The following is a 13324-nucleotide window of genomic DNA, read 5'->3' on the forward strand; positions in this document are numbered from 1 at the left end:
GTTATAGTCGGCTGTTTTTGGGCGCGCGGGTCCCGTCGTGCGGGATCGGCGTGACGTCCTCGATGCGACCGATCTCCAGGCCGGCGCGAGCCAGCGCGCGGATCGTCGCCTGGGCGCCGGGCCCGGGGCTCTTGTTGCCGTTGCCGCCGGGGCCGCGGACGCGGACGTGCAGGCCCTCGATGCCCGCCGCCTTGATCTCCTCTGCGACGGACTCGGCCATCTGCATCGCCGCGTACGGCGACGCCTCGTCGCGATTCTGCTTCACCACGGCGCCGCCCGAGGACTTCACGATCGTCTCGGCGCCGGTCAGGTCCGTCACCGTGATGAGCGTGTTGTTGAACGACGCGTGGACGTGGGCGATTCCCCACTTGTCTCTCTCGGTCTCTGATTCGCTCATAAGTTACTCCTGTCCCTCCGCGCGTTCGGGGTGCAGTTCGTCCGCGAGCGGACTCGTCTCATCGAAGTCGATCGCGCCCTCCTCTGCGACCTCGACGGTCTTCGAGGGGCGGGTGACGCGGGCGCCGTCGACGACGACGTGCCCGTGGACGATGAACTGTCGCGCCTGCTCGGGCGTGCTCGCGAGGCCCTGGCGGTACACGACGGTCTGGAGCCGACGTTCGAGGATGTCGGTGACGTCGAGTCCCAGGACGCGGCTGATGTCGTCCTCCGCGGAGAGGATACCGTAGCGGCGGAGCCGGTCGAGGAACTCCGCGCCGGCCGCCTCGGCGGCCTCCAGGTCGCCCTGGGCCTCGCCGATGAGGCGCCGCGCCTCGCGTCGGTAGTTCCGGAGCTCGGACTGCGCGCGCCAGAGCTCCTCTTTGTTCTTCAGGCCGTAGCGTCCGAGCAGGTCGCCCTCCTGGGCGATGCGCTCGCCCTGGAACGGGTGGTTCGGGGTCTCGTAACGCTTGGTGTTGTTTCCGGTTGCCATCGGTTACTCCTCGTCGCCGCCCTCTGCGGCGGCTTCCTCTTCGGCCTCTTCTCTGATCTCCTCGACGTTGACGCCGATCGTCCCCTCGGTACGCCCGGTGGACTTCGTGCGCTGGCCGCGGACCTTCTGTCCGCGCTTGTGTCGGACGCCCTTGTAGGAGTCGATCATCTTCATCCGGTTGATGTCGTGACGGCGCTTCTCTTCGAGGTCCGAGCCGGTGACGTGGGTGGTCTCGCCGGTGAAGAAGTCGCTTCGCCGGTTGGCCATCCACTCGGGGACGTAGTCGTCGATGTTCTCGACGACGTCGACGACGCTGTCGATGTCGTCCTCGTCGAGCAGACCGAACGTCGCGTGTCGGTCCACGTCCGCGGCCTCGGCAACGATGCGCGCCGTGCGCTTGCCGATACCTTTCATGTCGGTGAGACTCCGCTCTACCGTCTTCGTCCCGTCCAGATCGGTCTGGCCGATCCTGACGAAGTATCGGAGGTCTTCGTCCTCCTCGGGAGCGTCGTCCTGTGGTTCTTCTGCACTCATATCTTGCTGGATGTCCGGTGAGCGTTGCGGCGGGGATTCGAACCCCGGAGGCTTGACGCCACAGAGTTAGCAACCCTGCGCCTTGGGCCAGGCTTGGCTACCGCAACACACTCGGTCTGGTACTGTCGCCCTCTCGGACTCGGGAGCCGATCCCCCTACAGCGTATCGCAGTCGGAACAAGTCGGGGTCGCTACTTAAACATCACGATAGGGTGGTCGGGTGCGAGCGGTCCGCATACGGCCACCAGCCGGCGGCTCCGCGTCGAATCCCGTCACGCTATGACGTGCCGGGTGTGCGCCCGCGCGGACACCGCGCGGTCGATATATAGGTGTGGGCGTCCTATGCACGACCGTGACGACCGCCACCCGTACCGACGCGACGCCGGACCGTCCCGTCGCCCTCGACAGCGAGGCCGACCTCGACGAACTGCTCGCCGCCCACGACCGCGTGCTCGTGGACTTCTACACCCAGGGGTGTACGCTGTGTGCGAGCATCGAGCCCGTCGTCGGCAACGTCGCCCGCGCGCACGACGACCTCGCGGTGGCGACGATCAATCCGCGCGACGACCCGCCGCTGATCGAGCGCTTCCGGATCACGAGCGCTCCGACGCTCGTGCTCTTCGAAGACGGCGAGGAGGTCGGCCGGCTCGCCGACGGCTTCCAGGGCGGCGACGCGATCGACGCGTTCCTCGACGACCCCCAGTAGCTCAGTCCGTCCCGGCGGGCGGGAGGCGCCGCTCGCGCACGTCCTCGACGACGGTCAGAAAGTTCTCGAAGACCCCCTTCGCGACCTCGGTCTCGGCGTGTCGCTCCGGCGTCGCCGCCGCCAGCACGGCGTCGACCGCCTCGCTCGGGACGCCCTCCTCGCGCTTTCGCTCCGTGACGGCCCGGACCGTCTCCAGGTCGTACTCGGGGTGGAACTGCACGCCGAACGTCGGCCCCAGCGAGAACGCCTGGCACGCGCGGTCGTTGCCGGCGAGCGCGACCGCCCCCGGCGGGAGCTCGAACACCTCGTCGGAGTGGGTCTCGAAGGCGACGAACTCGCCCGGCATACCGGCGAACAGCGGCGAGTCGTCGTAGCACTCGATCCGCTCGTATCCGAGTTCGTAGGCGCCCATCGCGGCGACCCGCCCGCCGAGCGCGGACGCGAGGAACTGGTGGCCCCAGCAGACCCCGAGCATCGGCACGCCGAGTTCGTGGAGGTCCGCGACCAGCTCTTCGAGGGTGCTCATCCACGGCTCGTCGTCGTAGACCGACGTCTGCGAGCCCGAGACGACGACGCCGTCGTGCGGCCACGAGCCGTCGGCGCCGGGCCACTCGGGGAAGTCGCGCTCGCTCACCTTGTACGTCGTGACGTGGGCGTCGAGTTCGCGTCGGAAGTTGCGCTCGGCGGGCGTCTCGCCCACCGAAGCGTCGAACAGGGCGATGTCGGGTGCGCTCATACGCTCCGCTACGACGCGCGTCCGGTTTAATATTGTGTAGAATAGTCATATAGTCGCACAACCGAATCGGAGCGAGGATATGAGCGGAAGCGGGGTCGAGAATGGGGGCGAAAGCGAGAGCGAGGCCGAGAACGGACGTAAAAGACTCAGAGAACGAGAATATCGGGCGGAGGCGCGTCGCGTCAGTGGGTGACCGCGGCGTCGATGTAGTCGTCGTTGACGACCCACTCGCCGTCCTCTCTGACCATATACTCGCCGTAGTACGGCACGCGGTTTGCGACGGTCTCGCGGAAGGTCTCCCGGATCTCGTCTCTGCTCATCTCGCCCATCGAGCGCAGGTCGTCGTTGCGGTTGAGACAGCCCTTGAGGTAGCCCTCGTGGGTGACGCGGACCCGGTGGCAGTTCGCACAGAAGTGCGGGTTCTCGACGGGGTCGACGATCTCGACCATCCCGCCCTCGCCGTCGCCGTCCTCGCCGACGTAGTACCGCCGGCGGTTGTGCATCTCCCGAGTCTCGACGCGGTCGGCCTTCTCTTCGAGCCAGTCGTGGACCCGCTGGATGTCGATGTTCCACTCGGGGTGGCCCGTCAGCTCCGGCATATACTCGATGAGCTGGAGCTGGAGGCCGTCGTTCTCGGCGACGTGGTCGACCATCCCCTCGACGTATCCCGCAGTGTGCTCGAACACGACCATATTCAGTTTCACGGGGTCGAGCCCGGCATCGAGGGCGGCCTCGACGCCCTCGATCACCTTCTCGTAGGCGCCGGACTTGGTGATCTCCGCGAACGCCTCGGGGTCGATCGCGTCCTGGGAGACGTTGACGCGTTCGAGGCCGGCGTCCCGGAGGGCCTCGGCGCGGCCGGGGAGGAACGAGCCGTTCGTCGTCATCGAGACCTCCATCGAGTCGGGCGTGCGCCGGATGATCTCTTCGAGGTCGCCGCGGAGCATCGGCTCGCCCCCGGTGAACTTCACCTTCTCGACGCCGAACTCCGAGACGACCTCGAGGAAGCGCACCACCTCGTCGGCGGTCATCTCGTCGTCCTGCGGGTCCATCGGGCCGCGAGTGTCGCCGAGCCCCTCGTTGTGACAGTAGACGCAGTCGAAGTTGCATCGATCCGTCAGGGAGACGCGAACGCCCGACACCTCGCGCCCGAAGTCGTCTTCGAGCATCGTCGGACACTTCGTGGGGACGCTCATAAATTCGCCGTCGTCCGCGGGGTGTGCGTAACGTGTTGTGGTTACATATTCCCCGTCCGTAGCCGTTCGAGCCGACGTCCGACGGACACAACGCTTATCGGCCGCTCCGCCCGACGACGGGGTATGAACGTCGATGCCGTCCGGGACCGACTCGCCTCGGTCTCGGATCCCGACCTCGGCGACGATATCGTTTCACTCGGCCTCGTGAACGCCGTCGACGTCGACGACGACGCCGGCGTCGTGCGGATCTCGCTGGCGCTCGGCGCCCCGTACTCGCCGACGGAGACGCAGATCGCCCGCGACGTCCGCGAGGCGCTCTCGGACACCGACTACGAGGTCGACCTCTCTGCGAGCATCGCCTCGGACGTCGCGGCCGACGAGGACGTCCTCCCCGGCGTGGAGAACATCATCGCCGTCGCCTCGGGGAAGGGCGGCGTCGGCAAGTCCACGGTCGCGGTGAACCTCGCGGCCGGGCTCTCGAAGCTCGGCGCGGACGTCGGGCTGTTCGACGCCGACGTCTACGGCCCGAACGTCCCGCGGATGGTCGCCGCCGACGAGGCGCCCCGCGCGACCGGCGACGACACCATCGTCCCCCCGGAGCGCTACGGGATGAAACTGATGTCGATGGCCTTCCTCGTCGGCGACGACGACCCGGTGATCTGGCGCGGCCCGATGGTCCACCAGCTCCTCACCCAGCTCGTCGAGGACGTCCAGTGGGGCGAGCTCGACTACCTCGTCTTGGACCTCCCGCCGGGCACCGGCGACACGCAGCTGACCGTCCTCCAGACCCTCCCCCTGACGGGTGCCGTGATCGTCACGACGCCCCAGGACGTCGCCGTCGACGACGCCCGCAAGGGCCTGGAGATGTTCGGCAAGCACGACACCAACGTCCTCGGGATCGTCGAGAACATGTCGACGTTCCGGTGTCCCGACTGCGGGTCGACCCACGACATCTTCGGGACGGGCGGCGGCGAGGCCTTCGCCGCGGAGCACGAACTGCCGTTCCTGGGCGCGCTCCCGCTGGACCCCGCGGTCCGCACCGGCGGCGACGGCGGCGAGCCGGTCGTCCTGGAGGACGGCGAGACCGCCGACGCGTTCCGGGTGATGACCGAGAACGTGGCCGATATGACCGGCGTGGTGCGGCGGCGCGAGGCGTCCCGGCGGAGTCGCTGACGGTCCGCTACGGCGGCCGCGACGGCGACCGCGGATGCGACGGTTTTTGCCCGCCGAACCGGTACGGGAAGTGTGGACGCCGAACAGGACTCCCTCGCGAACCCGTTCAGCATGGACGCCGACTGCCGGAACTGTGACGGCCTCTGTGAGGCCCGGTCGAACGTCGTCCACGGCTACGGCGACGTCGGCGCGGAGTTCCTCTTCGTGGCCGAGCGCCCCCACGCCGGCGCGGACCGGACCGGCGTCCCCTTCACGGGCGATGCGGCCGGTCGGCGCCTCCAGTCGATCCTCGGCGAACTCGGGTTCGCGCGCTCCGAACCCGAAAGCGAGGAGCCGGACCTCCAGAACGTCTTTCTCACGTATCTCACGCGCTGTCGCCACCCCGAGCGCGCGCCGACCGACGAGGAAGTCCGCACCTGCGAGCCCTACCTCAACGCCGAGGTGCGGATGATCAACCCCGAGATCATCGTCCCGATCGGCCAGCGCGTCCTCGACGCGCTCGCGACGGACTACACGACGAACCGCCCCGGCGATATCGACGTCAGAGAGGCGCACGCGACGACGATCCGCGGCCGGGGCTTCGAGCTGGTGCCGATGGTCGACCTAGAGTCCCAGACCGACGCCCAGACCGAGGCGTTCGTCGAGCACCTGCTGGAGAACGTCTTCGCTCGCGACTACCGGCAGACGAAGGGGCGTCGCGGCCGATAGCACGTCGGGGAGCGGCGCCGACCGCGGAGCGTCGGGTTCAAGACCGCCGGCGGCCGAGACGCGGGTATGACCGTCGTCGCCGTCCTGGCCGACCCGCCGCGACCCGGACTCGCACTGCCGCGGCTCGCGGAGACGAGCCCGCTCTCGGAATCCGAGACCGCCGCGCTCGCCGAAGCGATGCTCAAGGACACGCTCCAGGCCGTCGAGCGCTCCGGGGGCGACCTGCTCGTGAACTACCGACCTGACGACCTGCTTCCCGAGTCCCACGTCGACCCCGAGGGGCCGGCCGAGGCGGCGGTCCGCGCCGTCGCCGAGGACGCGCTCGACGACCCCGAAGAGGCGCGTTTCGAGGTACAAGTCGGCTCGTCGCTGTCGGCGCGCGCCGGCAACACGCTCACCCACCTCCTCCGGGAGGAGGGGGTCCAGTCGGCGGCGGTCGTCCGCGGCGATGCCCCGTTCCTGCTCCGCTCGACGATCGACTCGGCGGCGATGAAGCTTCGCTCCAACGCGGTCGTGCTCGGGCCGTCGACCGACGGGCGCGTGTACTTCGCGGGCTTCCGCGAGCCGATCGACTTCGAGGGGGCCTTCGCGGCGCCCGAGGCCGAGACGCTCGTCGACCGCGCGAACGACGCCGACCGCGACGTCGGCTTCATCGAGATGCAGCCGACCGTCAGGACCGGTGCCGACCTCGCGACGGTCGTTCCGATAATCCGCTCGCGCTGGCAGGCCGAACGGGTCGTCCCCGCCCACACCGCGGAGTTCGTCGTCGAGAAAGGACTGGCCGCGGTCGAAGGCGACGGCGGCGACCTGGAACTCATCCGGGAGTGACCGCGTAGTCGTCCGTGACCGACAACTCTTAGACGCGCCGTCGGAAAGGGTCGACTGCGGTGGGATGGCAGAGCGGACTATTGCGCCTGCCTTGAGAGCAGGTGGCCGTCAGGCCTCCTGGGTTCAAATCCCAGTCCCACCGCATATTGCGCGAGCGACAGCGAGCGCTATTGCTGATACGAGTGGGATTTGAATCAGGGAGCGCACCATCCACGTCGCCGACGATGGATGCGTAACGGCTTTGACGTGGCCTCCCAACACGCGGGTATGGACTGGCCACACGACCCCGACGGCGAGGAGGGCTCCGAGGGACGGCGCAAGTACGGCCACGCCGTGATCGCGAAGAAGGTCGACGAGGAATCGGACTTCCCGCTCGACCGCGACGAGTTCGTCGAGGAGTACGGCGACGACCCGGTCCGACTGGACTACGACCGCGTCGTCTCGCTGCGGGAGATCTTCGAGGGCGTCGAACAGTCCGAGTTCGAGGACTTCGTCGACTTCCACAAGGCGGTGGGAAGGGCGATGCGCGAGAACGGCTACTGGTTCTACGAGGGCGCGGATCAGTTCGTCGACGGCGAGGCGTAAGGCGAAAGAAGCGACCCCTAATTTTCGGTTCGGATCGGATCGGTTTTCGGCTACCGGCGACCGAAGAGCCGCTGCCAGAGCGACCGCTTGCGCTTGCGCTCGGCCAGAAGGACGGAGCACTCGACGTCGTCGAGGACGTCGAGGACGAGCGTCCCCCGCACGATCCGCGACAGGAGCCCGCGTTCGGTCGCGCCGACGACGAGCATCGTCGCGTCGGCGGCGTGGCGCTCGATCGCGGCCTCGACGTCGCCGGTCTCGACGATGAGTTCGGCGTCGCCGAGGCCGTTGTCCTCGGCCCACTCCTCGAGGAAGGCCCGCCCCTCGCGTTCGTCGTCCGCGACGTGAAGGAGCGACACCGCGGCGTCGTACTCGGCCCCGAGCGCGTCGGCGATCCGCGCGGACAGCTCCGAGTCGGGGCCGCCGGCGGTGGGCAACAGGATCCGCGAGGGGTCGAACCCGCGGTCTTTCATCACGAGGAAGTCACACGGCAGCGACGACGCGAGCTCGTCGATCGCGCCTTCGGCGCGACCCGGGGCGCCGTGGGAGCCCGGCCCCCAGCCCATCACCGTCAGGTCGGCGTCGTAGGTCTTCGCCGCGTCGAAGACGCCCTGGAAGCTCTGGTGAGAGAGGACCGTGTGGGTCTCGACCGGGACCTCGAACTCCTCGGCGTCCTCGCGAGCCTGTTCGAGGAGGTCGTGGGACTCGGAGAGGTCCATCTCCTCGCGGGCGAACTCCAGGGCCGTCTGGTCGGGCACCTGCTCGATGTGGACGGCCACGAGCGTGCCGTCGCGCTGCTTGGCGACCGCGCTGGCGAGCGCGATGAGGTCCGTCTCGTGGGCGGGGTTCGCGAGCGGCACCAGCACGCGGTAGTCGCCGCCGTCGGGCTGAACCGACGACGCGGCCGAGACCGCGGCGTCGGGCATCTCGTCGGAGCGGCGCAGGATGTACTGTCCGAGGATGCCCTGTTTGGTCGCCCGCGAGCGGGCGTAGGCGAGGTACCAGATCACCGCCGCGGCCGTGACGCCGAACGAGAGCAGCCGCGCGTTGGGCTCGACGTACGCCAGCAGGGCGAAGGAGAGCACGGTCCCGATGATCGGGAGCAGCGGGAACAGCGGCACCGTGAACTCCGGCTGGTACTCCTCGGGGTTCACATAGCGCATCGTGATGAGCGCGATGTTCAGCAGGCCGTAGATGATGAGGTGGAGCCCCGAGGCCGCACCCGAGAGCAGGCCGATGTCGCCGAGCAGGATGAACACGAGGATGAGCCCGCCGGTGATGCCGATCGAGCGGTACGGCGTCCCGAAGCGGGGGTGGATCTCGTTCAGCGCGGGCGTGACGATCCGGTCGCGACCCATCGCGAAGTTGATGCGCGAGGAGGCGAGGATCGACGCGTTCGCGCTGGAGGCGGTCGCGAGCAGGCCGCCGAACAGGAGCGCACCGGCCATCACCGTGCCCTGCACTCGCCGGCCGACCTCGACGACCGCGATCGGTTGGGTCTCGCCCGGCGCGACGTTCGTGACGAGATCCGCGATGAACCCCTGGGGGACGGCTGCGCTCATCACGAGGAGCACCAGCGCGTAGATCGCCGTCACGAGGACGACGCTGCCGATGACCGCCCGCGGGAGGTTCTTGCCGGGGTCCTGGATCTCCTCGGCGACGCTCGTGATCTGGACGAAACCCAGGTAGGAGACGAAGATGAACCCGGTCGTCCCGAGCGTCTCCCCCACCGTGCTGGGGTCCGGGAGGTTCGCCAGGTCTGCCTGGAGCGTCCCGAGCAGCGTGAACACGGCGAGGATGACGACGAGCAGGATGACGATCGCGTTCTGGAGGCGGCCGGTCTCCTTCGCGCCGACGTAGTTGACGAACACGAAGAACGCGCCGCCGACGACGGCCGCGAGCGTCACCGCGTCGAGGCCGACGGGACCGATCCCGATCTGGCCGCTGACGCCGAAGATCCGGGAGATGTAGCGGCCGAAGCCGACCATATAGAACGCGCTGGCGAACGCCAGCCCGAGCCAGTTAGCCCAGCCCGCGACCGAGCCCAAGAGCGGCCCGAGCGCGTGGTTGACGTAGTAGTACGCCCCGCCGGATCGGGGCATCGCCGTGCCGAGTTCGCTGGCCGACAGCGCCGTGAACATCGCGATGACGCCGCCGAGCACGAACGCGACCGCGGCGAAGGAGCCGGCCCGGAGGACCGCGTCTCCGGGGAGGACGAAGATGCCCGCGCCGATCATCGTCCCGACGCCGATGGTGAGCGCGGCGAGCGGGCCGAGGTCCTTCGCGAGCTCTTCCTCCTGGCCGCTCACGCGCCGTCACCTCCGGGCGGGTCGCCGTTCCCGTCGGGCGACTCGTCCGTCGGTTCGTCGGGAGAGTCGGCCTCCGATTCGGAAGCCGATTCCGGCTCCGATTCCGATTCCGCCTCCGCCTCGGGGAACACGACCACGGGGACGTCACTCTCGGTGGTGAGCGCCTCGCGGACGTCGCCGCTGAAGAGGTCCCACCACGACCGGCCGCCGCGGGGCGAGAACACGATCGCGGTCGCGTCGATCTCGTGTGCGGCCGCGACGATCGCCTCGGCGACGTCGGTGCCGTAGCGCAGTTCGGTCTCGACCGCGACGTCGGCCGCGTCGGCCGCCTCGCGCGCGAGATCGAAGATCTCCTCGGCGGCCTCCTCGCGGGCTTCGAGCGGCGCCTTGTCCGGCGCGCCGCCGGCCTTCTCGATCACGTGGAGGACTGTCGCCCGGCCGCCGGCCGCCCGCACGTACGGGAGGGTCGAAGCGAGCGTTCGGTCGGCGTCGTCCTCGTTGGCGACGGGAAACAGCGGGCGGGCGAACAGGGGGTCGACCTCACTCATTCGCGTGCGGTGTCGGAGGTCGGTTTCGCGAGGACTGACCGCGGCGACGACGTCCGTCGACGGTCCGTGGCGCGTGTGCGGTTCGTCGATCGGGACGCGCGACCGACAGAGACGCTGTCGGTCCGGTGTTCACTCATACACGTCGCATACGGACGCATCCCGTATAGGGGTTCCCACTGCGAACGACGGCGTGCGACCCTCTCCCGGGGTTCAGATCGCCGTCACCCACGCCCGGTAGTCGTCGTCACGACCGTAGACCTCCAGGAACACGCGGTCGGCGAACGTCGCCAAGCGGTTGGCGTCGGAGCGGGCCGTGATCCGGACGTTCGTCCCCTCGGCCTCCTCGGGCGACTCCAGCTGGTCGATCCGAAAGGCGGGGAAGTCGTCGACGAGGTCGTTCAGGGCCGCCAGTTCCTCGTCGTCGACGTCGAGGTTGAAGGTGCTCTCGGCGAACTGGACCCACGGCGCGGGCGAGTCCTCGCCGTCGATTTCGGGGTCGTGGTCGGCCTCCAGCGTCAGGAACGCGCTCGCCCGCGTCCGGTGGGCGGCGATGGCGTCGGCGAACAGTTTCCTCCGCTCGCGGGGGTCGTCGGCGTCGAAGCGACTCATAGGCGAGCACACGCGTCCGGCCCCCAAATCGGCACCGACTGGGACGCGACGGGAGCGTCCGTGCGGCGTGGTATGACGGCGCATACGCTCGGACGCGTTTCTTCAACGTTATACGGGCGGGTCCAATCTTGGCAGGTATGGGTAAGCACATCCTGCTTCTGGGCCCGCCGGGGGCCGGCAAGGGCACGCAGTCGAAGCGCCTCGCCGAGGAGTTCGACCTCGAACACGTGACGACCGGCGACGCGCTCCGGTCCAACAAGGGGATGGACATCAGCGACATGGACACCGAGTACGACACGCCGGGCGAGTATATGGACGCCGGCGAACTCGTCCCCGACGAGGTCGTCAACGCCATCGTCGAGGAGGCGCTCACGAGCGCCGACGGCTACGTCCTCGACGGCTACCCGCGGAACCTCGAACAGGCGGAGTTCCTCACCGACATCACGGACTTAGACGCCGTGATCTACCTCTCGGTCGACGACGAGGAGCTCGTCGACCGCCTGACCGGCCGCCGGGTCTGTCCGGACTGCGGCGCGAGCTACCACGTCGAGTTCGCTCCGCCCGAAGAGGAGGGCGTCTGCGACGAGTGCGGCGCCGACCTCGAACAGCGCGACGACGACACCGAAGAGACCGTCCGCGAGCGCCTCCGCGTCTACGAGGAGAACACCGCGCCGGTCGTCGAGCACTACCGCGAGGAGGGCGTCCTCGTCGAGGTCGACGGCGAGGGCTCGCCGGACGAGGTCTTCGAGACGCTCGTCGACGTCGTCGACGCGTAATCTCCCGTCGAAGGCCGAGGACCGAGGACCGTTCTCGAAGCGTCGCGCCGCGAGCGGCGCGCCCCGGCGCGCGCAGAGTAAAAGGTTCATAACCGATGGGGCGGTACGCGTAGGTAGATGCCACGAATCGAATCGAAGGTCCGCACGCTCGTCTCCGACGACGACGAGATGCGTGCGGCCGTCGAGACGGTCTTAGAGCGGGCCGACGACGGCGAGGTCAAATGGCTCGACGTGAAGGGCGACATCTCCTCGGGCCAGTGGGGCCGCCTCATCGAGAAGGGAGTCCTCGTCGAGGGCGAGGAGGGGTTCGAGCTGGCCGACGCCGACGCGACGCGAGAGGGCCTCGAACCCGCCTCCGCCTCGGCGTCGGCGACCTCGTCCGGGAGCAGTAGCGACGACGACTCGTCGTGGTCGACCTACGACAAGGGCGCGGCGGTCGTCACGCTCGGGCTCTTCGTCGGCTACTCCTGGAAGCCGCTCCGGGACGTCATCGGCACCGTGATGGACGTCCCGCTGAGCCCGCTCCAGGAGTTCCTGCCGTTCTACGCCGTCGTGATGGTGCTCGCGCTCGCGACCGGCCTGTACTCGACGCTGTTGCAGGCGAACCTGATGGATATGGACAAGATGTCCGAGTACCAAGAGCGGATGCAGGAGATCCAAGAGCGCCGGAAAGAGGCGAAGGAGGCCGGCGACGACGAGGCGCTTGACGCCATCCAGGAAGAGCAGATGGACGCGATGGGCGACCAGCTCGGGATGTTCAAAGAGCAGTTCCGGCCGATGGTGTGGATTATGTTCCTCACCATCCCGGTGTTCCTGTGGATGTACTGGACCATCGGCGTCGGCGGCAACGCCACCGCTCACCACGACTTAGAGCCGCTCGTGCTCCCGCTGCGCGGGCAGGTCGCCTGGACCGAGTCCGTCATCGGGCCGATCCAGGCGTGGATCGTCTGGTACTTCCTCTGCTCGATGGGCTTCACCCAGATCATCCGCAAGAGCCTCAACATCGACATCTCGCCGACGAGCGCCTGAGACGACCGAAGCGGCCGGTCCCTCCCGCCAGTCGGGCGCAAAGACAACCTCTTTTACGCGCCTTCTCCCAGCATAGGTATGTTGCTGACCGTCTCCGGCCCTCCGGGCGCCGGCAAAAGCACGACCGTCACGGCGCTCGCGGAGGCCTTCGATCTGGAGCACGTGAGCGGCGGCGACATCTTCCGCGAGCTCGCCGCCGAGCGCGGGATGACCGCCGTCGAGTTCAATCAGCTCGCAGAGGACGACGACCAGATCGACCGCGACCTCGACCGCCGCCTCCGGACGATCGCCCTCGAACGCGACGACGTCCTGCTCGAATCGCGCCTCGCGGGGTGGCTCGCAGGCGACGCCGCCGACCTCCGCCTGTGGCTCGACGCCCCGATCGAGGTCCGCGCCGCGCGGATCGCCGAGCGCGAGGGCAAATCCGCCGAGCAGGCGCTCGAAGAGACTCGCACCCGCGAGGAGAGCGAGGCCCTCCGCTACCGGGAGTACTACGGCATCGACATCTCGGACCTCTCGATCTACGACATCGCGCTGAACACCGCCCGCTGGAGCCAGGAGGACGTCCCGGAGATCCTGACGACGGCGGTCGCGGCGTACGACCACGGCGACGACGAGGGGAAGTACGCCGTCGAGGGCGTCAGCTACGACTTCTGAGCGGAA

Annotated in this window: 15 protein-coding genes, 2 tRNA genes and 1 pseudogene; 9 read left to right on the forward strand and 9 right to left on the reverse strand. The window is 68.6% G+C overall.

What is annotated here, in order from left to right; translation table 11 throughout:
• Position 1: 1 nt before the first annotated feature.
• The 4 genes from OS889_RS12925 to OS889_RS12940 all read right to left on the reverse strand — a co-directional run bounded on the left by OS889_RS12925 (position 2) and on the right by OS889_RS12940 (position 1569).
• The gene (locus OS889_RS12925; protein ID WP_372390339.1) at positions 2 to 397 is read right to left on the reverse strand and encodes a 30S ribosomal protein S11; all 396 of its coding nucleotides are present in this window, start codon (positions 395 to 397) and stop codon (positions 2 to 4) included.
• Between the two features lie 3 nt (positions 398 to 400).
• Positions 401 to 928: a 30S ribosomal protein S4 gene (locus OS889_RS12930; RefSeq protein WP_372390341.1), complete on the reverse strand. Its 528-nt coding sequence runs from the start codon at positions 926 to 928 to the stop codon at positions 401 to 403.
• Positions 929 to 931: 3 nt separating this feature from the next.
• The gene (locus tag OS889_RS12935; protein ID WP_372390343.1) at positions 932 to 1462 is read right to left on the reverse strand and encodes a 30S ribosomal protein S13; all 531 of its coding nucleotides are present in this window, start codon (positions 1460 to 1462) and stop codon (positions 932 to 934) included.
• 22 nt (positions 1463 to 1484) lie between these two features.
• A tRNA-Ser gene (locus OS889_RS12940) sits at positions 1485 to 1569 on the reverse strand.
• A 244-nt stretch (positions 1570 to 1813) separates the two neighbouring features.
• On the opposite strand from OS889_RS12940, the gene OS889_RS12945 reads away from it, so the two are divergent.
• Entirely contained in the window at positions 1814 to 2167 is a 354-nt protein-coding gene (locus OS889_RS12945) for a thioredoxin family protein (protein ID WP_372390345.1), read from the forward strand.
• 1 nt (position 2168) lies between these two features.
• Here OS889_RS12945 and OS889_RS12950 read toward each other — a convergent pair whose 3' ends face one another.
• Both OS889_RS12950 and moaA read right to left on the reverse strand, forming a co-directional pair.
• Positions 2169 to 2903, reverse strand: a complete 735-nt coding sequence (locus OS889_RS12950; protein ID WP_372390347.1) for a type 1 glutamine amidotransferase — start codon at positions 2901 to 2903, stop codon at positions 2169 to 2171.
• Positions 2904 to 3085: 182 nt separating this feature from the next.
• A complete protein-coding gene (gene moaA / locus OS889_RS12955) occupies positions 3086 to 4072 on the reverse strand; it encodes a GTP 3',8-cyclase MoaA (RefSeq protein WP_372391619.1) in 987 nt (328 codons plus the stop codon).
• A gap of 150 nt (positions 4073 to 4222) precedes the next feature.
• Between moaA and OS889_RS12960 the strand changes: the two genes are divergently transcribed.
• The 5 genes from OS889_RS12960 (at position 4223) to OS889_RS12980 (ending at position 7393) form a co-directional block, all read left to right on the forward strand.
• Positions 4223 to 5272: an Mrp/NBP35 family ATP-binding protein gene (locus OS889_RS12960; RefSeq protein ID WP_372390349.1), complete on the forward strand. Its 1050-nt coding sequence runs from the start codon at positions 4223 to 4225 to the stop codon at positions 5270 to 5272.
• A gap of 72 nt (positions 5273 to 5344) precedes the next feature.
• Positions 5345 to 5980 carry a uracil-DNA glycosylase gene (locus OS889_RS12965; RefSeq protein ID WP_372390351.1) on the forward strand — a complete coding sequence of 212 codons (636 nt, stop codon included), beginning with the start codon at positions 5345 to 5347 and terminating at the stop codon, positions 5978 to 5980.
• 66 nt (positions 5981 to 6046) lie between these two features.
• On the forward strand, positions 6047 to 6808 hold the full coding sequence (locus tag OS889_RS12970) for a TIGR04282 family arsenosugar biosynthesis glycosyltransferase (protein ID WP_372390354.1): 762 nt from the start codon (positions 6047 to 6049) through the stop codon (positions 6806 to 6808).
• A 58-nt stretch (positions 6809 to 6866) separates the two neighbouring features.
• A tRNA-Ser gene (locus OS889_RS12975) sits at positions 6867 to 6950 on the forward strand.
• Positions 6951 to 7075: 125 nt separating this feature from the next.
• A complete protein-coding gene (locus OS889_RS12980; RefSeq protein ID WP_372390356.1) occupies positions 7076 to 7393 on the forward strand; it encodes a DUF5785 family protein in 318 nt (105 codons plus the stop codon).
• Positions 7394 to 7443: 50 nt separating this feature from the next.
• Here the strand turns inward: OS889_RS12980 and OS889_RS12985 are convergent, their stop codons facing one another.
• From OS889_RS12985 to OS889_RS12995, 3 genes and pseudogenes are all read right to left on the reverse strand, one after another.
• Complete coding sequence (locus tag OS889_RS12985; protein WP_372390358.1) at positions 7444 to 9699, reverse strand: amino acid permease; 2256 nt, start codon at positions 9697 to 9699, stop codon at positions 7444 to 7446.
• A 122-nt stretch (positions 9700 to 9821) separates the two neighbouring features.
• A pseudogene (locus tag OS889_RS12990) lies at positions 9822 to 10247 on the reverse strand (universal stress protein); the annotation flags it as partial.
• Positions 10248 to 10457: 210 nt separating this feature from the next.
• The gene (locus tag OS889_RS12995) at positions 10458 to 10856 is read right to left on the reverse strand and encodes a DUF7975 family protein (protein ID WP_372390360.1); all 399 of its coding nucleotides are present in this window, start codon (positions 10854 to 10856) and stop codon (positions 10458 to 10460) included.
• A gap of 137 nt (positions 10857 to 10993) precedes the next feature.
• Here OS889_RS12995 and OS889_RS13000 point away from each other — a divergent pair, with 137 nt between their 5' ends.
• From OS889_RS13000 to cmk, 3 genes are all read left to right on the forward strand, one after another.
• Positions 10994 to 11632 (forward strand): adenylate kinase, encoded by a 639-nt coding sequence (locus OS889_RS13000; protein ID WP_372390362.1) that lies wholly within the window; start codon positions 10994 to 10996, stop codon positions 11630 to 11632.
• A gap of 117 nt (positions 11633 to 11749) precedes the next feature.
• On the forward strand, positions 11750 to 12661 hold the full coding sequence (locus tag OS889_RS13005) for a DUF106 domain-containing protein (protein ID WP_372390365.1): 912 nt from the start codon (positions 11750 to 11752) through the stop codon (positions 12659 to 12661).
• Between the two features lie 78 nt (positions 12662 to 12739).
• Positions 12740 to 13318, forward strand: coding sequence for a (d)CMP kinase (cmk, locus tag OS889_RS13010; RefSeq protein ID WP_372390367.1), 579 nt, complete (start codon positions 12740 to 12742; stop codon positions 13316 to 13318).
• The last annotated feature ends 6 nt before the right edge of the window (positions 13319 to 13324 follow it).

Source organism: Halobellus sp. MBLA0158, assembly GCF_041477585.1.
Lineage (GTDB): Archaea > Halobacteriota > Halobacteria > Halobacteriales > Haloferacaceae > Haloquadratum > Haloquadratum rubicundus.

What these genes read in the sequence shown, in the direction of transcription:
- OS889_RS12925 (WP_372390339.1), bottom strand. Translation starts at nt 397, where the DNA reads ATGAGCGAATCAGAGACCGAGAGAGACAAGTGGGGAATCGCCCACGTC.
- OS889_RS12930 (WP_372390341.1), bottom strand. Translation starts at nt 928, where the DNA reads ATGGCAACCGGAAACAACACCAAGCGTTACGAGACCCCGAACCACCCG.
- OS889_RS12935 (WP_372390343.1), bottom strand. Translation starts at nt 1,462, where the DNA reads ATGAGTGCAGAAGAACCACAGGACGACGCTCCCGAGGAGGACGAAGAC.
- OS889_RS12950 (WP_372390347.1), bottom strand. Translation starts at nt 2,903, where the DNA reads ATGAGCGCACCCGACATCGCCCTGTTCGACGCTTCGGTGGGCGAGACG.
- moaA (WP_372391619.1), bottom strand. Translation starts at nt 4,072, where the DNA reads ATGCTCGAAGACGACTTCGGGCGCGAGGTGTCGGGCGTTCGCGTCTCC.
- OS889_RS12960 (WP_372390349.1), top strand. Translation starts at nt 4,223, where the DNA reads ATGAACGTCGATGCCGTCCGGGACCGACTCGCCTCGGTCTCGGATCCC.
- OS889_RS12970 (WP_372390354.1), top strand. Translation starts at nt 6,047, where the DNA reads ATGACCGTCGTCGCCGTCCTGGCCGACCCGCCGCGACCCGGACTCGCA.
- OS889_RS12980 (WP_372390356.1), top strand. Translation starts at nt 7,076, where the DNA reads ATGGACTGGCCACACGACCCCGACGGCGAGGAGGGCTCCGAGGGACGG.
- OS889_RS12995 (WP_372390360.1), bottom strand. Translation starts at nt 10,856, where the DNA reads ATGAGTCGCTTCGACGCCGACGACCCCCGCGAGCGGAGGAAACTGTTC.
- OS889_RS13000 (WP_372390362.1), top strand. Translation starts at nt 10,994, where the DNA reads ATGGGTAAGCACATCCTGCTTCTGGGCCCGCCGGGGGCCGGCAAGGGC.
- OS889_RS13005 (WP_372390365.1), top strand. Translation starts at nt 11,750, where the DNA reads ATGCCACGAATCGAATCGAAGGTCCGCACGCTCGTCTCCGACGACGAC.
- cmk (WP_372390367.1), top strand. Translation starts at nt 12,740, where the DNA reads ATGTTGCTGACCGTCTCCGGCCCTCCGGGCGCCGGCAAAAGCACGACC.